Below are 18,428 nucleotides of genomic sequence, written 5' to 3'. Positions count from 1 at the left end.
CGGCATCAGTACGTGGTTGCGTCTGGCAGGATCAACGGCGGCAGCGGAGCCTGGTTGAAGTCAAAGGACTTGGTGAGGTCGCCCAGCTGCGGGTTGTCCTCGCGGACCCCGGGGCGGTTGTCCGGCCGGCCGTCAGTGGCGGGGTCGATGCGTTCGCCGCCCAGGAAATCATCCTCGATGAACTTGAAGTAGGCGTCCTGGCTGAGGACCTGGTGGTCAATGTAGCCCTTTTTGGCGTAGGGGCTGATCACCAGGGCCGGCACGCGCAGGCCAAACCCGGCGTTGTCCACCGCAGGCGGCTGGACATGGTCGTAGAACCCGCCCCAGTCGTCCCAGTTCAGGAAGATGGCGGTGCTGTCCCAGTCCGGGCCGCTCATGACGGCGTTGACCAGCCCGGCAACATACTGCTGTCCGGTGCTGACTTTGGCCGGAGGGTGTTCGCTGACCTCGTCGCTGGGCGCCACCCAGCTGACCGCAGGAAGCCTGCCCTGCCGGGCATCGTCGTAGAAACCACTCAATGATTTGATGTTGCCCTGCTCGCCGTTCTCCTTGACCGTGTCGAAGTAGGGGAGCGGATTCCAGCGGCCCGGCGTCTCGGCGTCCTGCTCTATGGGGTCACACGTGGCGGCATCGTTGCGGCAGTCCGGCTCTGTACCGCTGAACACGTAGTACGCCCAGGACACTGAGTGTTTGTGGAGAAGGTAGGTCAGGTCGGTCCAGGCATAGTTCGGCTGTTTCAGGTTCTTGGCTGCTCCTGCCAGCTTCTCCTTCAGGGCCGCCGGAAGGTCCGTGGCCTCCACCGCGGCCTTGCAGGTGGGATAGGAATCGGTGCGTTTGCAGCTGGCGGTGGCCAACTGCCGGGCCCGGACCGCCAGGCCGGGGTCGGCACCCGCCGCCTCCAGGGCCTCCCGGCAGGGCTGCACGTCCTGGCTTTCCTGGCATTTGCCGATCAGGCTCTCATCGAAGGCTTCCTTCTCCGGTGCATTGTCCAGCCCTTCCAGTGCGTCCGCGCACGACGCCGGGTCCCCCGGCTTGGTGCACTTGGCTGACCATTCCGAGACCATGTAGAGGTGCGCCTGGAGGCTTCCCGCTGCGGCGGAGGTGAACATGTGGTCCTGCAGCACGAAGTTGTCCGCGTAGGTCCAGTAGGTGGGCAGCTGTTTCCGGTCGTGGTAGCCCATCACGTCGGTCTTCCTGGATTTGTACGCGCAGTCGGTGGCCTCCGGCTCACACTGGGCAATGCCCTTTTCCGCCTGGGCCACGAAGCCGTCCATGGCCCCGTTGTTGACATCTGCCGCCGCGTCCGCAGGACTGTGCGGGCCGCCGTCGTTGCTGTCCGACGAATCGTAGAAGGGCGCCACGCAGCCGCCCCGCGCCGGATCCGGAAGGCAGACGGCGGGTTTGCCGTCCTTCATGGGAATCCCGTCGGCGCCGGGGTAGGTGCCGAAGTAGCTGTCGAAGGACCTGTTCTCCTGGGTAATGATCACCACGTGCTTGATCTTGGCGATCCCCACACCGGTTCCATTTGCGGCGGGTGGGCCTGGGCGCAACACCGTGGAAAGTACGACGGCGAGAACCACCAAAACCGCCACTGTCACGGCAGCAGCCAGGGCAGTCCGCCGTCGTCCTTTCCGTGGAAAGCCCACCTTAGGAGCCCCGCTGGAAGACGTCCCCGCCGAAGGCCTTCACGCCGGGATCTGCGGCCATTCCCAGCCGTGGGAGGTGGAAGAGATCCTCGATGGTGGCCAGCAGGCTGTAGTGGTTGTAGGGCTGGCCCGACGATGCGCCCCCTGCGCTGAACGGGGACAGGACCAGGGCGCCCACCTTGCCCCCGGCGGCACCCCCGGCAGGGCTTCCCGCAGCTCCCGCCGAGGGGCCGGCGGTGCCCCCGTCAGTCTCGTCAAAGGTGATCACCAGCATGCCGTCCTGCGTGTAGGCGGGCGATGACAGGATGGCGGGCACTTGGTCCTTGAGCCACCCGTCCGCCGCAGCCAGGCCTCCCCGGCTGCCGTCAGCACAGTTGTCATCGTGCCCGTCGTGGCACAGGTTGGGCGTGATGTAGGCCAGGTCCGGAGTGGTGGCCACGGATTTCAGGTCGTCCGCCAGGTCCGACAGGTTGACCACGTTCCTGGCACAGTCCCCGGACTCGATGACGGAGCGGAAGTAGACAAAGGGATTGTGGTGCGTGGAGTACTCCTCATCCGGGGTAGCCCGGATGTGATCGTCGGGTTTCCCGAGGGCCGGGTGCTCACAGGGCTGCTGCATGTCCTCCATGTAGCCCTTCCACGTCTTGCCCTGGGCGGTCAGCTGCCCGGCCACGGTCTGGGTGTCCTGGGGGTAGACGCAGCCGTTGCCCTTGAGCGTGCCGTCCGGGCCGGTACCGGTGGCCCTGAACGCGGTGTAGGTGGGGCAGTCCTGCCGGGTGCTGTTGTTGGGCGGCTGGCCGGAAATCTGGGCCAGGTAGTTGGGCAGCGAGTTGTGGCCTATGCCGTAGTAGTTCTCCAGCAGCACGCCCTGGTCCCGGAGGGTTTCGGACAAATACGGGGCCGGGGAGCTGCCGCCCCACACCGAGTCGTAGCCCTTGTTTTCGAGGTTGATGACGAACATGTGCCCGGGGGTGCCCGATCGGCTTGCCGGCTTCGGCTGGATGCTGCGGGACGGCGAAGGAACAGGCGCGGGGGTGGCCGGCTGGCAGCCCGCCAGGACGGAGGCCAACAGGGGCGCCACCAGGAGCAGGGCGGGAGCCGGCCATCGGAGGGCCTTCATCCGGGGAGCTGAACGGTGTTCCATGTCCGGCCTCTTTTGGTCGCAGCTGTTGCCCTGCCCGGCGTGTACAGCAGCCAGGCCGGGCAGGAGTGGCGCCCCAGCACTGCCGCCACTCTTGCACACCGGGGCTGCGTTGTGCAGGGGCAATCGCTGTGAATTGGCCGTGAATTGGGGGAATGGATCCGTCCGCCGGGCCGCGGTCCTGAGCCCTAGGTCTTTCTGCCCTAGCACCTCCATGCTGCCGGGCGTTGACTGGGATTGCGGGCGGTGAACGCCCTCCCGGGACGGAAAGCATAAGGCTGCCTGCCCGGAACCGAAAGGAATACCCAGTGAAAAAGTGGTATCGGTGGCAGGACTACGTAACGGTTGCCGCCGGTCTCTTCACCGCCATCGCGGTCCTGTGGACACGGCAGCAGGATATGTCCACCACCTTCATGCTCCTCTTCGGCGGACTCCTGATCATCAGCGGCGTCATCAACCTGGCCATGCCCGGAACACCGGTCATGGAATACGCCCAGGCTGCCCTTGCCGCCCTGCTGATCCTCTCGCCGTGGATGGGCTCCTACACCGGCGCTATGGGCGCTGCGTGGACATCCTGGATTGCGGGCGCAGTGGCGCTGGTGGTCACGGCTGCGGCGATCAAGCCCAGCACGGATGCCCATCACAACCTCCGCATGTCGCATTAGCGCCAGGCTCCGCCATGACTGAGGTGCTGCGGTACGAAGTGGGGTCCGGAACCGTGCTTTTTGAAGCTGCCGTCCGGCCGCACGTGCAGCACTGGAGGCCATGGCGGAACTCCCGCCTGGCGGGTCCACCGCGGGCGGGTGACGGTGATGGCTGCCTTTCATGACAGGTCCGACGCCGGGCGGCGGCTGGGCAAGCGGCTTGCCGGCCTGCGCGGCCGGGACGTCGTGGTGCTGGGCCTGCCCCGCGGCGGCGTCCCCGTGGCATTCGAGGTGGCCAAGGCCCTCGAGGCGCCACTTGACGTGATCGTGGTAAGGAAACTCGGCGTTCCATTCCAGCCCGAGGTGGCCATGGGAGCCATTGGGGAAGGCGGTGTCCGGGTCCTGGATCCGCGCACCATCTCCATGGCCCGAGTTTCCCAGGAGGACCTGGAACAGGTGGAACGGCAGGAGCGGGCACTGCTGGAAAGCCGGGTGGAGCGGTTCCGCCAGGGACGCCGGCGGCTTGACCTCACCGGGCGCACCGTGGTGATCGTGGACGACGGCATCGCCACCGGCTCCACCGCAAGGGTTGCCTGCCAGGTGGCCCGGCAGCTCGGGGCGGCGAAGGTGGTCCTTGCCATTCCTGTTGCCCCCGCACGCGCCATCGTTGAACTCAAGGAACCGGACGACATCGTGTGCCTGCTCTCGCCCCAGGACTTCCGGGCCGTGGGCTACTACTACCACGACTTCTCGCCCACGGGCGATGGCGAAGTGGTGCAGCTGCTGGATGCGGCTGCACCAGCACCGCACCACCGCGGCGGGGAAGGCGTGAACGGCAGCCTGGCGGACGACGTCGAAATTCCGGCAGGCGGTGTTGTCCTGCGCGGCAGCCTCTACCTGCCGGCCAGGTGTGGCGGTACCGTCCTTTTCGCGCACGGCAGCGGCAGCAGCCGCCACAGCCCCCGCAACCGCTTCGTGGCCTCCGTCCTGCACGGGGCTGGCCTGGGCACGCTGCTCCTCGACCTGCTCACGCCCGAAGAGGAGGTCACCCGGGCCAACGTGTTCGACATCGGCCTGTTGGCCCAGCGGCTTTCCTCCGCAACCCATTGGCTCGAAGCGCGTCATGACGGTTCCGCCGGCCGGATCGGCTACTTCGGTGCCAGCACCGGAGCCGGCGCCGCGCTGTGGGCCGCAGCCGAGCCCGGGGCCGAGGTGGCCGCCGTCGTCTCCCGCGGCGGCCGGCCGGACCTGGCCGGGCCGCGGCTCGCGGCCGTGCAAGCCCCCACCCTCATGATTGTCGGCGGCGCCGACGACCAGGTGCTGGCCCTGAACCGCCAGGCCATGGCAGCCATGCAGGCCCCCACCCGGCTGGAGATCATCCCCGGAGCCACCCACCTCTTCGAGGAACCCGGCACCCTGGCCATGGCAGCGAGCCTCGCGGCGGACTGGTTCCGGCAGTACCTCCTGCCATCACCGGTGGGACGGTCCAGGCCGGAGGCCAGGGAATGAACACGGCAAGCACCGGCGCCCGGGTGGAAGGGTCCACGCGCTGGCCGGCCATCCGCAAGGATGTGGCCGCCTTCCCAGTCCAGCCCAACATGCCTGATTACGATGCCGCCCGGCGCGGCTTCAGCTGGGACCAGGCGCGGCAGGCGCTGGCAGGGCTGCCCGGCGGCCGGGGATTGAACATCGCTTATGAGGCCGTGGACCGCCACGTGGCGGAAGGCCGCGGCGGCAAGGAAGCCCTGCGCTTCGTGGGGGCCGACGGCGGCACCCGGTCCCTGAGCTATGCCGACCTTGCAGGCCGGAGCGGCAGGTTCGCGGCCATGCTTAAGGGCCTTGGGGTGGGCCGCGGCGAGCGGGTCTTCTCACTCCTGGGCCGCAGCCCGGAACTGTATGCCGCCGTGCTGGGCACCTTCCGGAACGGCAGCGTCTTTTGCCCGCTCTTCTCCGCCTTCGGCCCCGAACCGGTACGGCAGCGGCTGCACCTGGGGGACGGCAGGGTGCTGGTGACCACCAGGGCCCTGTACCGCAAGAAGGTGGCGCCGTTGCGGGACTCCCTTCCCGGACTCCGCCACATCCTGCTGGTGGATGCGGACGGCAGCCCGGAACCGGAAACCCTTGACCTGGGCGAGCTCCTGGCCCAGGCGGACCCTGCGGGGGAGATCGCCGACACCCAGCCCGGGGACATGGCCCTCCTCCATTTCACCAGCGGCACCACGGGCACGCCCAAGGGTGCCATCCACGTCCATGACGCCGTCACCGCCCACTACGCCACGGGCCGCTTCGCCCTGGACCTGCACCCGGACGACATCTACTGGTGTACCGCCGACCCCGGGTGGGTGACCGGTACGTCCTACGGCATCATCGCGCCGCTGGTGCACGGGGTCACCGCCATTGTGGATGAGGAGGAATTGGACGCGGACCGCTGGTACCGGATCCTCGCGGAGCAGCGCGTCACGGTCTGGTACACAGCCCCCACCGCGCTGCGGATGCTGATGAAGGCCGGCGCGGAAAGAGCCGCCGGGCACGACCTCTCCGCGCTGCGCTTCATCGCCAGCGTGGGGGAGCCGCTGAACCCGGAGGCGGTGGTGTGGGGCCAGGACGTCCTGGGCCTGCCGGTGCACGACAACTGGTGGCAGACCGAGACCGGCGGCATCATGATCGCCAACTATCCCGCCATGGATATCCGCCCCGGCTCCATGGGCCGGCCGCTGCCAGGGATTGAGGCGGCCCTGGTGGCCCGCGACGCCGACGGCAAACCCATCATCGAGGACGGCCAGGCCGTCCTGGTCACCGGGCCGGACACCATGGGCGAGCTGGCGCTGCGTCCCGGCTGGCCGTCCATGTTCCGCGGCTACATCAACGAGGAGGAGCGCTACCGGCGCTGCTTCGCCGGCGGCTGGTACCTCACCGGGGACCTGGCAAAGCGCGACGGCGACGGCTACTTCTGGTTCGTCGGCCGCGGCGACGACGTGATCAAGTCCTCCGGCCACCTGATCGGCCCCTTCGAAGTGGAGAGCTGCCTGATGGAGCACGCGGCAGTGGCCGAAGCCGGCGTGATCGGGGTGCCGGACCCCGTGGCCGGCGAGGTGGTCAAAGCGTTCGTGGAACTCAAGCCCGGGAACGAGCCCACGGAGCAGCTGCAACTGGAAATCATCGGGTTCGCGCGGAAACGGCTGGGCGCCGCCGTGGCGCCCCGGCTGCTGGACTTCACCACCGCCCTGCCCAAGACACGCAGCGGCAAGATCCTGCGGCGGCTCCTGAAATCGCGCGAGCTTGGGCTGCCCGAAGGCGACACCTCGACGCTGGAATCCCCGGCAGGATCCGCCGTGACACTGAAGGACCGGCCATGAGCACCCTGAGGGGCCAGGCCGTCCCGGACCCGGAACACGCCCTGCACCTCCTGCGGCAGATGCTGCGGGTGCGCCGGCTCGAGGAAAAATGCATCGAGCTGTACAGCGCCGCCAAGATCCGCGGCTTCCTGCACGTCTACATCGGCGAGGAGGCCGTGGCGGCCGGGATTATGGAGACCCTTTCGCCGGAGGACGCGGTGGTGGCAACCTACCGTGAACACGGCCACGCCCTCTTGCGCGGCGTCTCGGCAGGGGCCATCCTCGCCGAAATGTACGGGCACGCCGAGGGCTGCTGCCGCGGCCGCGGCGGCTCCATGCACCTCTTCGACGCCGCCACCCGCTTCTACGGCGGAAACGCCATCGTGGCAGGCGGGCTGCCGCTCGCCGTCGGCCTGGCGCTCGCGGACCGGATGGCCGGACGCCAGCGGGTGACCGTCTGCTTCTTCGGCGAAGGGGCCGTGGCCGAAGGCGAGTTCCACGAAAGCATGAACCTGGCCGCATTGTGGCAGCTGCCGGTGCTGTTCTGCTGCGAAAACAACCTGTACGCCATGGGAACCGCACTGGGCCGCTCCGAATCCCAGACGGACATCGCCCTCAAGGCCGCCGGGTATGAGATTTCCGCCTGGGCGGTGGACGGCATGGACGTGCTCGCTGTCGAGGAAGCTGCCCGGCGCGCGGTGGACGCTGTCCGGTCCGGCGGCGGCCCGCATTTCCTGGAGCTGCGCACGTACCGGTTCCGCGCCCACTCCATGTTCGATCCGGAGCTGTACCGGGAGAAATCCGAGGTGTCCCGGTGGATGGAGCGGGACCCCATCAGCCTGCTGCGGGGGAGCATGCAGGCGGCGGGGCAGCTGCCGGAGGAGACCTGGGCTGCGCTCACGGCAGACGTGGACGCGGAGATCAGCACCGCCGTCGGATTCGCCGAGAACGGGACGCCGGAACCGGTGTCCGAACTCACCCGGTTCGTCTACAGCGACCGGACCGATGACAGCAGTACAGGCAACGGGGCCGCCGGCGTCGGCGAGGCAGGGAAAGGTGGGGCGGCAGGATGAAAACCACCTACCGGGAAGCCATGCGCGCGGGTCTCCGCGACGCCATGCAGCGCGACGAACGGGTGTTCCTCATGGGGGAGGACGTTGGCCGGTACGGCGGCAGCTTTGCGGTCAGCCTGGGACTGCTGGAGGAGTTCGGGCCGGAGCGGATCCGCGACACGCCGCTCTCGGAGTCCGGGTTCGTAGGCGCCGGGATCGGGGCTGCGCTGGGCGGGATGCGTCCCGTCGTGGAAATCATGACCGTCAACTTCAGCCTGCTGGCGCTGGACCAGATCATCAACAACGCCGCCACCCTGCTGCACATGTCCGGCGGCCAGTTCAACGTGCCCATCGTCATCCGGATGACCACCGGCGCCGGACGGCAGCTGGGCGCCCAACACTCGCACAGCCTGGAGGGCTGGTACGCACACATTCCCGGGCTGCGCATCCTGGCGCCGGCCACGCTGGCTGACGCCCGCGGCATGCTGTGGACCGCCCTCCAGGACCCCGACCCGGTGCTGATTTTCGAACACGGTTCGTTGTACAACATGGCAGGGGAGCTCGACGACGACGCCGGGGCCGTGGACATCGACAAGGCGGCGCTCCTGCGCCGGGCGGACGGCCGGGGGGACTCACACGGGGAGACGCTGACGCTCATCACCTACGGCGGCACCCTGCCCATGGTGCTGGACGCCGCTGAGCAGCTGGCCGGGGAGGGCATTGATGCCGATGTCATCGACCTGCGCACCCTCCGCCCGCTGGATGCACACACCGTCGTGGACAGTGTGGCCAGGACGCACCGCGCGGTGGTGGTGGACGAAGGCTGGCGCAGCGGCAGCATCTCCGCCGAGATCTCGGCCAGGATCTGTGAGCAGGCCTTCTTCGACCTCGACGCCCCCGTGGAACGCGTCTGCAGCCTGGAGGTGCCCGTCCCGTACGCCAAGCACCTTGAGGAGGCTGCGCTGCCGTCCGTGGAGCGGGTCGTGGCCGCGGCGCGAAGGGCCGTGGGGGCCAATGGCTGATCTCCGGATGCCGTCCCTTGGCGCGGACATGGAGCACGGCAAAGTGGTGGAGTGGCTGGTCAAGCCCGGGGACTACATCCACAAAGGCGACCTGGTGGCGGCGGTGGACACGGACAAGACCGTCATGGACATCGAGTCGTTCCAGGAAGGCGTGGTGGCCGAGTTCCTGGTGGACATCGGCGACACCGTGGACGTGGGCACCCCCATCGCCCGGATTACCGCCACCCCCGCCGAACTCCCGCCACCCCCGCTCACCTCCGGCACCATTTCCCCCAACGCCCGCTCAGAACGGGGTTCAAAGGTCCCGCCGCCCGTGCGGCACCTTGCGCACACACTGGGGGTCGACGTCGGACGCATCAGCGGCAGTGGGCCCGGCGGCGAGGTGGTGAGGGCCGACGTCGAACGCGCTGCAGCAGCGTCCGTCACCAAAGCACCGACTGCTTCAGAAGTGGCTGCCGAAGCGCCGGCTGCACCGGCGGCTGAAACCCACCGCGTCCGGTCGTCCCCGCTGGCCCGGCGGCTGGCCGCAGAGCTCGGCGTCGAGCTGCAGGCAATCGCGGGGACAGGGCCCGGCGGTGCGGTCACCGAGGAAGACGTGCTCGCCGCCGTTCCGCCCCGGGGCCGGGCACCCAAGGAACCCGCCGCGGAAAGGCCTGCGGAAGCACCGCCGTCGGAAACCCCACAGCCGGAAGCCCGGCCCGAACCCTTGGCGGAGGCACCAAGGCGGAAACAGCCGACGGCGGCCGGCGGCAAGGCGGAGAGCCTGCGGCAGGCGATCGGCGCACTGATGTCCCGCTCCAAGAAGGAGATTCCGCACTATTACCTGTCCACCACCCTTGACCTGGCGGCGGCGATGGCGTGGATGCATGCCGCGAACCAGCAGCGGCCCGTGTCATCGCGCCTGGTTCCGTCCGCCCTGCTGCTGAAGGCGACCGCGCTCGCGGCGAAGGAGGTGCCGGACATAAACGGCTTCTTCACCAAAGGCGCATTCCAGGCCAGCAGCAGTGTGCACCTGGGCGTGGCGGTGGCCCTGCGGCACGGCGGCCTGGTGGCGCCGGCCCTGCACGACGCCGACACGCTCAGCCTGGACCAGCTCATGGACCAGCTGCGTGACGTGGTCAGCCGCGCCAGGGCGGGCCGGCTGCAGCGCGCCGAGATGGCTGATCCCACCATCACCGTGACCAACCTGGGCGATCTCGGCGTCGAAAGCGTGTACGGGGTGATCTACCCGCCGCAGGTAGCCATGGTGGGCTTCGGCAAGGTGCTGGAGCAGCCGTGGGCGCACAACGGAATGCTCGGCATCCGGCACGCCGCCATCGCCACGCTGTCCGCGGACCACCGGGTGAGCGACGGGCTGCGCGGGGGGCGTTTCCTTGCCCGCATCGACGAACTGCTGCAGGCACCGGAGAAGTTGTGAGTGAGGAGGAGCCGTGAACGAACAGGACGCGCGCCAGGCGGTGGAGGCCGCGATCGGCAAGGTGGCGCCCGACGTCGAGCCCCAGGACCTGGAAGACAGCGCACGGCTGCGGCAGGACCTGGAGCTGGACTCGCTGGATTTCCTCCGCCTGGTGGAAGTCATTGCGGAGGGTACGGGGGTGGACATCCCGGAGGCGGATTATCCCGCCGTGGCTACCGTGGCCGGGCTGGTCACGTACGTCGCCGGGCACGGGTAAAGCGTTGCGTCAGCCCGCGGCGTGGTCGTTCCCGCGCATCCGGACGGCAACGCCGGAGGCTGCGGTGAGCGCCGCGACGGCGGCGATGGCGGCAGGGATGCCGTACAGGTCGGCGAGGACGCCGGACAGGAGGGCACCGACGGCGAATCCGCCGTCGCGCCACAGCCGGTAGACACCCACCGAGCGGGCCCGCCAGGCCGGATGGGCGACGTCGCCGACGGCGGCGAGCAGGGTGGGGTAGACCATGGCGGTTCCCAGGCCCAGCACGACGGCGGCGGCGAGCCATGGTTCGAAGCTGTGCGCTGAGGCGGTGATCCCCAGGGCCACGGCCTGGACCAGCATGCCGGCGGCGATAAACCATTTCCGGCCCCACCGGTCTGACGCGGCGCCGGTGACCAGTTGGGCGGCGCCCCAGGCGGCAGGGTAGGCGGCGGCAGGATGCCGATCTCGCCAAGGCTCAACCCCGCACCGGCGAACAGGACGGGGAAGAGGCCCCAGGCCAGGCCGTCGTTGAGGTTGTTGACCAGGCCCGCCTGGCTGGCTGCGGACAGGGAACGGTCCTTGAAGCTGGTGAGGGTGAAAACCTGGCCGGTAGTGAGGCCGGCGTGGGCGCTGCCGTGGGCGCCGGCATGTTGTGAGGCCTCGGTCCTGGCATGGTGGTGGGTCTCCCGGACGGCCAGGACTGTCAGGCCCAGGCCCAGGGCGATGTACGCGGCGCCGAGCAGGAACGGGGCAGGTCGGAGCCCGTATGCGGTGGCCAGATAGCCGGTGGCGAGTGCGGTGACGGCCACTCCCAGGTAGCCCGCGGCCTCGTTGAAGCCCATGGCCAGTCCGCGCTGCCGGGGGCCCACGAGGTCCATCTTCATGATCACGGCCGTGGACCAGGTGAGGCCCTGGCTGATGCCGAGCAGCACGTTGGCCGCAACGATCCATCCCCAGGACGGCCCGAAGATGAGCATGAGGGGGACGGGTACCGCGGCCAGCCAGCCCGCCACGAGGACGGGTTTACGGCCGTAGCGGTCCGAGAGCGTGCCGGCGAAGTAGTTCATGGCGGCCTTGGACAGGCCGAAGGCGAGGATGTACGTCAGCGCACCGGTGTACAGGTCCAGGTGGAATGCCTGGGATGCGAGCAGGGGGAGGACGGTGCGTTCCTGGCCCAGGGTGCCGCCCACCAGGGCGTTAACGGCCACCAGCAGCATGAACTGCGCCAGGTTCTGCCGCAGGCCCAGTACAGCGCCGGGTGAACCGGCGTCGTGACGGGGGAGGGCTTTGCCGGGCATCAAGGGTTTCCATTCCGTTGGAGTCAAAAGCGGCCCGGGCGCGTGGGGGCGCGCCCGGGCGGTGAGCCCGGGCAGGAGGGGGGTCCTGCCCCGGCGGTCTTTGGGGTGGCCCTGGTTAGGCGGCGGGGACGCTGTTCTGCCAGGCGTTCCAGGCGGCGTAGCTGCCATCGAGTTCGACGACGTCGTACCCCGCACGGCGGAGGGCGCTGGCGGCGACGGAGTTCCGGACGCCGGACTGGCAGTAGGAAACGATGGTGCCTTCCGCAGGCAGCTCGTCCAGGTGCCACATGAGGCGGCCTCCGCTGAGCTGGTACGAGCCAGGCACGTGCCCTGCCTTGTGCTCGGTCTTGTTGCGGACGTCCAGGACCATGGCGGCGTCGAACTTTTCGAGGTCCTCGGGCTGGATCAGCTTCGGCGTGAAGGTGGGCAGCCCCTCGATGCCGGTGAGGTAGCCGGCCACGTTGTCGATGCCCACGCGGACCAGGTGGTCCCACATGTCCTGGGCCTGCTCCTGGTCCTTGGCCAGCAGCACCAGCGGGTTCTTGTCCGTCTCCGGGTTGACCACCCACGCGCCGTAGCTGGCAACGGACTTGCCGGCCGGAACGTTCAGGGACCGGACCACGGTGCCCTGGTGGACTTCGTCGTTGGAGCGGGTGTCGATGAAGGTCAGGGTGTCCTCTGCCAGGGCCTTGGCGACGCTGGCGGTGTCCAGTTCCTGCAGCGGGGCACGTTCGCCCATGATGGCAGGGCCTACCCGGTTTTCGCGCTTCATCCGGCCGAAGTAGGCGTGGGCGTCGGGCTGGCCCTCGAGGAGTTCGTCGATGAAGCCCTGCTCGTCGTTGGCCGCGAGGTAGGGGCCCCACCAGGCGTAGAGGCGTTCGTAACCCACCGTGGAGGAAGGGATGGCACCCAGTGCCTTGCCGCAGGCGCTGCCTGCGCCGTGGGCGGGGTGGACCTGGACGTAGTCCGGCAGGGTGAGGAACTTGTCGCGCAGGCTGGCGAAGAGCTGCTTTGCGCCCACGAAGCGGGTGTCGATGCCGCCGGCTGCTTCGTCCAGCAGGTCGGGCCGGCCCAGGTCGCCGGAGAAGACGAAGTCTCCGGAGAGCAGGTAGCCGGGCTGGTCACTGAAGGCGCCGTCGGTCACCAGGAAGGACAGGTGCTCGGGCGTGTGCCCTGGGGTGTGGACCGCATTGATGCTGATGTTGCCCAGACTGATGGTGTCGCCGTCGTACAGCCGCTCGCCGTCGAATTCGTACTGCCAGTCCGGTCCGCCCTCGCCGGAGACGTAGATCTTGGCGCCGGTGGCGGCGGCCAGCTCGCGGGTGCCGGAGAGGTAGTCGGCGTGGATGTGGGTTTCGGTGACGGCGGTGATCTTCATGCCGTTCCTGGCGGCAATGTCCTGGTAGACGGCGATGTCGCGGCGGCCGTCCACCACAATGGCTTCGCCCTTGGCCTGGCAGCCGATCAGGTAGCTGGCCTGCGCGAGGTCTTCGTCGTAAATGCGCTCGATAAGCATCTGGTGCTCTCCTTCGGTTGAAAGGGGGTGGGAGGTTTGTTCTAAATCCAGTATAGATACCCCGGGGGGTATAACGCAACGAGAGAGATGCTCCTTCTTCGGACCCGGGGTCAGGTGTGCTGGTGGCCGGCTTCGGCGCGGAGTTTGTCCATGTCCAGGTTTCTTACGGCCTGGATGACTTCCTTGAGTCCGGCGGCGTTGAGCGCGCCGGGCTGGGAGAAGACGAGGGTCTTGTCCTTGAAGGCCATCATGTCGATGGTTGCCATGGTCTGTCGTGTCCTTTCGGACCGGTCTTGGTACGGCAGGGATTAGGTGGTGGGGAGTCCGGCGCGGGTCCAGGCGGTCATGCCGCCTGCCATGGTGTCCGCTTTGTAGCCGACGCCGTTCAGCGCGTCCGCGACGGCGGCGCTGCGGTTGCCGCTGCGGCAGACGGCGATCACGGGCACAGCGGGATCGAGCTCGCCCAGGCGGGCCTGCAGTTGGCCCATGGGGATGTGCAGGGCGCCGGGGATCGTGCCTTCGGCGACCTCGAAGTCCTCGCGGACGTAGAGGATCCGGGCTGTGGAGCGGCGCTGATCGGCTTCGATGATGGTGATTTCAGCCATGGTGTTTCTCCTTTGAAGTGTTATTGGGCTGGGGTGAAGGGGAGCGTTTGTTCGTATCCGTTGCCTAGCGGACGGGTTCGCCGGCCTGGCGCCAGGCGGCCATTCCGCCGCGCACTGAATAGGCGTCGTAGCCCTTGGCGGCCAGGAGCCGGGCTGCCGAGGCCGAGCGAACTCCGGAGGCGCAGACTGCGATGACCGGATGGGTCTTCTGGATGCCGGCGGTGCTGGCCTGCAGACGGTCCAGGGGGACGTGCTTGGCTTGCGGCGCCCGTCCGGTCCGCCACTCCTGGGTTGACCTGACGTCGATCAGGGTGGCGCCGGAACCCATGAGTTCCTTGGCCTGTGCCACAGATATGGTCTTGTAGGGCTTGCTGAAGGCCTTCTTGAGGGAATCGATCAGTCCCATAGTGCTCTCCTGTCTTTGGGTCAGGCGGTGACCGTGCCGGCGGTGACCCAGGCCGCGACGGCAAAGATGAGTACGGCGAATGAGATGCGGATGTGTTTGTCCTTCAGCCGGCGGGCAAACCGTGCGGCAACCATTGATCCGACGATGGCCGGTACCGCGAATGCCAGGGTGGTGGCCCAGTCGATGGTGTAACCGGCAGCGTGGGCGCTGAACCCGGCGGCGGAGTTGATGACGATAATGGCCAGGGATGTTCCGACGGCCTGTTTCATGCGCAGGCCGAGGAAGATGGTCAGTGCTGGGGTGATGAGGAAGCCGCCGCCCACGCCGAGCAGTCCGGTGAGGAACCCCACGAGCAGGCCAACGCCCACGGCCTTCGGGGCGCAGGACCGGAAGGCCCGGTGTGGCCCGGTGCTGCAGGACCCCTCAGTTTCACGGGTCTTCGTGAGCATCCGGATGCCGGCGGCCACCATGATCACGGCGAATGCCAGCATCAGGATATTCGGGTCCAGCAGCTTGCCTACGGCTGCACCGGCCCAGGCCGCCGGAATGCCCGCGCCCCCCACCAGTGCGATCACCGGCCAGTTCAGGCCTTCCCGGATCCGGGGCAGCAGGGCTGCCAGGGAGGATATCCCCACCACCAGCAGGGAGGTGGGAATGGCCTGGGCGGGGCTCATGCCCACGCCGTACACCAGGGCCGGAACGGCAATGATCGACCCGCCACCGCCCACCACGCCCAGGACGACGCCGACGATGAGCCCCAAACCCAGGGCCGGGATCATGCCGCGGCGCCCTCTTCAGTCGGTTGCGCGGGAAGCTGCAGGATGGCGCTTTCGCGGGTGGGTTCCTTGGCGGCCTTGTTCCATGGCATGGCAGACAGGGCCTTGCCCATGGCGCAGGTGTTGGTCGCGGCCGAGAACGTCAGTCCGGTGCCGATGGCGCCGGCCAGCATGCGGACCTTGGGCGAGACGAACTTGCCTCCGGCCAGGCCCAGCATCACCAGGGAGCCGGCGGCCAGGCGCACCTGGCGCTCCAGGTCCCAGCGGTCCTTGCCCTTGACCACGTCGCCGCCGGCGGCAGCAAAGCCGGGAACTCCGCCGGTGAGGACGTAAGCGGTGTCCAGGCCAACGGTGGCCATGCGCTGGCGGGCCTGCTCGGCACGCACGCCGGACTGGCAGACCAGGACCACACGCGAACCCAGCCGGGCGGCGAGCTCGTCAGTGTGCTCGGACAGCAGCGGCAGTGGCACGTTGTAGGAGCCGCGGATGTGCATGGATTCGAATTCAGCGGCGGAACGCACATCGATTACCACAAGGTCCTGGTGCTCTTTGATCCAGGACTGGAGAGCTTCAGGGGCGAGTGCGGTGACGGCGGGTGCTTTGGAAGGGGGAGTCATTGGTGGCCTCTCGGAAGGGGTCGGGTGGATACCCCACCGAGTATTGCAGATACCCCCTGGGGTAGTCAAAACACCCGAGGGGGTATACAGTTGAGAGCAGAACCCCCATCGATGGAGACGCCCTTATGGAACTGAACCCAACCGAACTCACTCCTGTGATCAACCGCCTCAAGCGAGCACAGGGCCAACTCGCCGCCGTCACCCGCATGCTTGAGGAAGGCCGCGATTGCAAGGATGTCGTCACCCAGCTGGCGGCCGTGTCCAAGGCTCTTGACCGCGCCGGCTTTGCCATCATCGCCACCGGGCTGGAGCAGTGCATCACCCAGAAGGATCGAAGCATGGACCGGAAGGACCTGGAGAAGCTCTTCCTCTCCCTCGCCTAACCCCACCTCCGAACCGCCGGACCCGACGCAACTTTGAGGAGCAACATGACGTACACGTTGGCCACCACCGTCTCCGTGCCCTGGGCGGAGGCCGTGGACCGCACGCGCGCGGCCCTTGCCGCGCAGGGCTTCGGGATCCTGACGGAAATCAACGTCCGTTCCACCTTCGAAGCCAAGCTCGGCGCCGAAGCCGCGGACGCCGTCGGGGATTACATCATCCTCGGTGCCTGTAACCCGGCCCTTGCCAGCCGGGCACTCGCGGCTGAACCGGAAATGGGCGCCTTGCTGCCCTGCAACGTGGTGGTGCGCCGTAACCAGTCGGCGGACGTTACTACGGTGGAAGCCATCGACCCGCAGACTATGGTGCAGCTCAGTAGCGCCCCTTCCGTTAAGGAAGTGGCGGACGACGCCGGCACGCGCCTTCGCAAGGCTCTGGCCGAGCTGGGCGGAACGACCAGCCACTCGCCTTAATGGCACAACGAATAAAATCTCATGGGGTCCGCTGCCGTAGTGCCGGGCGGGAGGATGTGTCAGGCCGGCATTTCGTTGCCGGCAGTACTGCGAGGATTCCGAGGATTCCGGCCACGGTGAAGGCCAGGACCGGTGAGACGTGGTCAAACAGGACTCCAAGTGTTGCCGAGCCAAGCGCCTGACCGATGGCGAGGGCGATGAACAGGGCGGCAGTGCCTTCGGCGGCGCAGCCGGGAACCAATCGGATGGCCCAGATGATCAGAACCCCGCACAGGGCAGTGTAGCTGGCGGCGAACAGCGCCACGGAGGTATACGCGGTGAAGGGACTGCCCGGTGCCACGCCCAGCACGACGGTGGCCCCTGCCATGGCCAACGAGGTCAGGTTCCAGGCCGTCCGCGGGCTCCAGGCCTGCACGATCTTTCCGGCAGTCATGCCCAGTACCCCAAAGGCGCCCAGGACCATCCACGCAAGGATGGAGTATGTCTCGTCAGCCGGGCGGGACACGGCCATGACGGTGCGGCCGAAAGTCCAGATCGCGGCACTGGATGCGCCGGCCAGGACTGCCGCGGCGATGGGCCAGGCCAGTGGCATCAGGTCGCGGACCCGCACCTGAGATGGAGGGCCAACCGGGCGGTCGCGGCCGACCGCCCGGTCAGTACCCCGGTCAGCACGGAGGGTCGCGATGGCTGCGACAGTGACCAGGGCAGCGATTGCCACCCAGCCCAGGCGCCATTGGCCAGTCGTGAGGAGCATGAGGATGCCCGCGACGACTATGCCCGCTCCGGTGCCGGCATTAACAATCGTCTGCGCGCTTTCCTGGCGGGCCGGGGCGATGTTGCGCTCGATGAACGTGACCAGGCCCGGGGTGGCGAACCCGGCGCCGGCGCCGGCCAGGACGACACTCATCCCGAGGAAGTCGACATTAGGCGCAAGTGCCACACCCATCGATCCCAGGGCAGCGGTAATGCCCGCGCACATGACGACGAGCCTTGGACGGGCAGCAAGGCGCAAAGTGAGAACTGCCGCCAAACAGAAAGAGAGGAAGCTTCCGGCCTGGATGAATCCTGCAATGGCCGAGCCCATCTGAAAGGTCTCGCTGAACCGGGGCAGGAAAAGCCCGTAACCGAAGCGCGCCAGCCCATAGGTCGCCGCTATCAATGCCATTCCGCTGGCCACCATCGCCCGCACGGGATCCTCCTCAAACGCCAAGACCAGAACGATCGTTACAGTACAGTAGAACTAGCGTTCTGCAATAGGGGCAGTTACAGTAGGGTTGTGACCACCGGCCCGCGACTTCCAGCCCGCGCACGCTTGCTCAAGGCAGCCGATCAAGTTCTGTTCGACCAGGGCATCCGGGCCACTCCCGTCGATGCACTGCTGCAGCAGGCGGAGGTCTCTGCCGCCACCCTGTACACGCATTTCGGCAGCAAGGACGCACTGGTCGCTGAAGCCTTGAGAGTCAGGCTGGCGGACTGGCAGGGAGTCTGGGACCAGCACATCGTGGCGGCCGATAACGATATGGCGCGGCTATTGGCAGTGTTTGACGCCCTTGCCTCCTACCGGCGCGACCAGGGCCACCCTTCACGCTGGTGCGCCTTCCTGGCTGCCGCCACCGAGCTTCCCGCAGCCGCAGAAGAGATCAGCGCCGTCCTCGCCGCGGATACCGCCCTGCTCGCCACCCGGCTCCTGCATTTCTCACGCCCCCTCGCCGGCCCGCGGGCTCAAGAGCTGGCCGACGAGGTACTCCTGGCCTACACCGGAACCCTGACTGCTTTCCTGCGCGGCTACCCCCATTCACCGATTGACGTCGGCCGCCGACTGGCCCGCTCAGCAGCTCAGGCGCACCGCCGCAATTGACGC

18 protein-coding genes and 2 pseudogenes are annotated in these 18,428 nt (G+C 68.0%); 10 read left to right on the top strand and 10 right to left on the bottom strand.

Annotation, left to right across the window (positions count from 1 at the left end; genetic code table 11):
• Positions 1–5: 5 nt before the first annotated feature.
• Complete coding sequence (locus tag FBY33_RS00865) at positions 6–1,598, bottom strand: alkaline phosphatase family protein (protein ID WP_235010263.1); 1,593 nt, start codon at positions 1,596–1,598, stop codon at positions 6–8.
• Between the two features lie 49 nt (positions 1,599–1,647).
• The gene (locus tag FBY33_RS00860) at positions 1,648–2,790 is read right to left on the bottom strand and encodes an alkaline phosphatase family protein (protein WP_235010261.1); all 1,143 of its coding nucleotides are present in this window, start codon (positions 2,788–2,790) and stop codon (positions 1,648–1,650) included.
• A gap of 305 nt (positions 2,791–3,095) precedes the next feature.
• Between FBY33_RS00860 and FBY33_RS00855 the strand changes: the two genes are divergently transcribed.
• From FBY33_RS00855 to FBY33_RS00825, 7 genes are all read left to right on the top strand, one after another.
• A complete protein-coding gene (locus FBY33_RS00855) occupies positions 3,096–3,452 on the top strand; it encodes an SPW repeat domain-containing protein (RefSeq protein WP_142028878.1) in 357 nt (118 codons plus the stop codon).
• A 147-nt stretch (positions 3,453–3,599) separates the two neighbouring features.
• Complete coding sequence (locus FBY33_RS00850) at positions 3,600–4,940, top strand: phosphoribosyltransferase (RefSeq protein WP_142028877.1); 1,341 nt, start codon at positions 3,600–3,602, stop codon at positions 4,938–4,940.
• Complete coding sequence (gene acsA, locus FBY33_RS00845) at positions 4,937–6,787, top strand: acetate--CoA ligase (protein WP_142028876.1); 1,851 nt, start codon at positions 4,937–4,939, stop codon at positions 6,785–6,787. Before FBY33_RS00850 ends, acsA begins: the two co-directional genes overlap by 4 nt.
• Positions 6,784–7,839 carry a pyruvate dehydrogenase (acetyl-transferring) E1 component subunit alpha gene (gene pdhA / locus FBY33_RS00840; protein WP_142028875.1) on the top strand — a complete coding sequence of 352 codons (1,056 nt, stop codon included), beginning with the start codon at positions 6,784–6,786 and terminating at the stop codon, positions 7,837–7,839. The genes acsA and pdhA overlap by 4 nt, the downstream gene beginning before the upstream one ends.
• A complete protein-coding gene (locus tag FBY33_RS00835; protein ID WP_142028874.1) occupies positions 7,836–8,840 on the top strand; it encodes an alpha-ketoacid dehydrogenase subunit beta in 1,005 nt (334 codons plus the stop codon). Before pdhA ends, FBY33_RS00835 begins: the two co-directional genes overlap by 4 nt.
• Complete coding sequence (locus FBY33_RS00830; RefSeq protein ID WP_142028873.1) at positions 8,833–10,257, top strand: 2-oxo acid dehydrogenase subunit E2; 1,425 nt, start codon at positions 8,833–8,835, stop codon at positions 10,255–10,257. The genes FBY33_RS00835 and FBY33_RS00830 overlap by 8 nt, the downstream gene beginning before the upstream one ends.
• 13 nt (positions 10,258–10,270) lie before the next feature.
• Entirely contained in the window at positions 10,271–10,513 is a 243-nt protein-coding gene (locus FBY33_RS00825) for an acyl carrier protein (protein ID WP_110541580.1), read from the top strand.
• A 9-nt stretch (positions 10,514–10,522) separates the two neighbouring features.
• On the opposite strand, the pseudogene FBY33_RS00820 reads toward FBY33_RS00825, so the two are convergent.
• The 7 genes and pseudogenes from FBY33_RS00820 to FBY33_RS00790 form a co-directional block, all read right to left on the bottom strand.
• Positions 10,523–11,793: pseudogene (locus tag FBY33_RS00820) on the bottom strand (MFS transporter).
• Between the two features lie 115 nt (positions 11,794–11,908).
• Positions 11,909–13,309, bottom strand: a complete 1,401-nt coding sequence (locus tag FBY33_RS00815; protein WP_142028872.1) for an MBL fold metallo-hydrolase — start codon at positions 13,307–13,309, stop codon at positions 11,909–11,911.
• A 110-nt stretch (positions 13,310–13,419) separates the two neighbouring features.
• Positions 13,420–13,560: pseudogene (locus FBY33_RS00810) on the bottom strand (thiol reductase thioredoxin); the annotation flags it as partial.
• A gap of 57 nt (positions 13,561–13,617) precedes the next feature.
• Positions 13,618–13,914: a rhodanese-like domain-containing protein gene (locus FBY33_RS00805; RefSeq protein ID WP_142028871.1), complete on the bottom strand. Its 297-nt coding sequence runs from the start codon at positions 13,912–13,914 to the stop codon at positions 13,618–13,620.
• A gap of 64 nt (positions 13,915–13,978) precedes the next feature.
• A complete protein-coding gene (locus FBY33_RS00800; protein WP_142028870.1) occupies positions 13,979–14,320 on the bottom strand; it encodes a rhodanese-like domain-containing protein in 342 nt (113 codons plus the stop codon).
• 20 nt (positions 14,321–14,340) lie between these two features.
• Positions 14,341–15,099, bottom strand: coding sequence for a sulfite exporter TauE/SafE family protein (locus FBY33_RS00795; RefSeq protein WP_142028869.1), 759 nt, complete (start codon positions 15,097–15,099; stop codon positions 14,341–14,343).
• Entirely contained in the window at positions 15,096–15,713 is a 618-nt protein-coding gene (locus tag FBY33_RS00790) for a rhodanese-like domain-containing protein (protein ID WP_142028868.1), read from the bottom strand. The genes FBY33_RS00795 and FBY33_RS00790 overlap by 4 nt, the downstream gene beginning before the upstream one ends.
• A gap of 125 nt (positions 15,714–15,838) precedes the next feature.
• Between FBY33_RS00790 and FBY33_RS00785 the strand changes: the two genes are divergently transcribed.
• Both FBY33_RS00785 and FBY33_RS00780 read left to right on the top strand, forming a co-directional pair.
• The gene (locus tag FBY33_RS00785; protein ID WP_142028867.1) at positions 15,839–16,096 is read left to right on the top strand and encodes a metal-sensitive transcriptional regulator; all 258 of its coding nucleotides are present in this window, start codon (positions 15,839–15,841) and stop codon (positions 16,094–16,096) included.
• A gap of 45 nt (positions 16,097–16,141) precedes the next feature.
• Positions 16,142–16,567: a DUF302 domain-containing protein gene (locus FBY33_RS00780; protein WP_142028866.1), complete on the top strand. Its 426-nt coding sequence runs from the start codon at positions 16,142–16,144 to the stop codon at positions 16,565–16,567.
• 19 nt (positions 16,568–16,586) lie between these two features.
• Here FBY33_RS00780 and FBY33_RS00775 read toward each other — a convergent pair whose 3' ends face one another.
• The gene (locus FBY33_RS00775; protein ID WP_235010253.1) at positions 16,587–17,777 is read right to left on the bottom strand and encodes an MFS transporter; all 1,191 of its coding nucleotides are present in this window, start codon (positions 17,775–17,777) and stop codon (positions 16,587–16,589) included.
• A gap of 66 nt (positions 17,778–17,843) precedes the next feature.
• Here FBY33_RS00775 and FBY33_RS00770 point away from each other — a divergent pair, with 66 nt between their 5' ends.
• Positions 17,844–18,425, top strand: coding sequence for a TetR/AcrR family transcriptional regulator (locus FBY33_RS00770; protein WP_142028865.1), 582 nt, complete (start codon positions 17,844–17,846; stop codon positions 18,423–18,425).
• The last annotated feature ends 3 nt before the right edge of the window (positions 18,426–18,428 follow it).

It is taken from the genome of Arthrobacter sp. SLBN-112, assembly GCF_006715225.1.
Lineage (GTDB): Bacteria > Actinomycetota > Actinomycetes > Actinomycetales > Micrococcaceae > Arthrobacter.
Note: the sequence above shows the minus strand (reverse complement) of the source record. Positions and strands in the feature narration are given on the sequence as shown.

Coding starts and splice junctions, on each gene's coding strand:
- FBY33_RS00860 (WP_235010261.1), bottom strand. CDS start 2,790: ATGGAACACCGTTCAGCTCCCCGGATGAAGGCCCTCCGATGGCCGGCT.
- FBY33_RS00850 (WP_142028877.1), top strand. CDS start 3,600: ATGGCTGCCTTTCATGACAGGTCCGACGCCGGGCGGCGGCTGGGCAAG.
- acsA (WP_142028876.1), top strand. CDS start 4,937: ATGAACACGGCAAGCACCGGCGCCCGGGTGGAAGGGTCCACGCGCTGG.
- pdhA (WP_142028875.1), top strand. CDS start 6,784: ATGAGCACCCTGAGGGGCCAGGCCGTCCCGGACCCGGAACACGCCCTG.
- FBY33_RS00835 (WP_142028874.1), top strand. CDS start 7,836: ATGAAAACCACCTACCGGGAAGCCATGCGCGCGGGTCTCCGCGACGCC.
- FBY33_RS00830 (WP_142028873.1), top strand. CDS start 8,833: ATGGCTGATCTCCGGATGCCGTCCCTTGGCGCGGACATGGAGCACGGC.
- FBY33_RS00815 (WP_142028872.1), bottom strand. CDS start 13,309: ATGCTTATCGAGCGCATTTACGACGAAGACCTCGCGCAGGCCAGCTAC.
- FBY33_RS00805 (WP_142028871.1), bottom strand. CDS start 13,914: ATGGCTGAAATCACCATCATCGAAGCCGATCAGCGCCGCTCCACAGCC.
- FBY33_RS00800 (WP_142028870.1), bottom strand. CDS start 14,320: ATGGGACTGATCGATTCCCTCAAGAAGGCCTTCAGCAAGCCCTACAAG.
- FBY33_RS00795 (WP_142028869.1), bottom strand. CDS start 15,099: ATGATCCCGGCCCTGGGTTTGGGGCTCATCGTCGGCGTCGTCCTGGGC.
- FBY33_RS00790 (WP_142028868.1), bottom strand. CDS start 15,713: ATGACTCCCCCTTCCAAAGCACCCGCCGTCACCGCACTCGCCCCTGAA.
- FBY33_RS00785 (WP_142028867.1), top strand. CDS start 15,839: ATGGAACTGAACCCAACCGAACTCACTCCTGTGATCAACCGCCTCAAG.
- FBY33_RS00780 (WP_142028866.1), top strand. CDS start 16,142: ATGACGTACACGTTGGCCACCACCGTCTCCGTGCCCTGGGCGGAGGCC.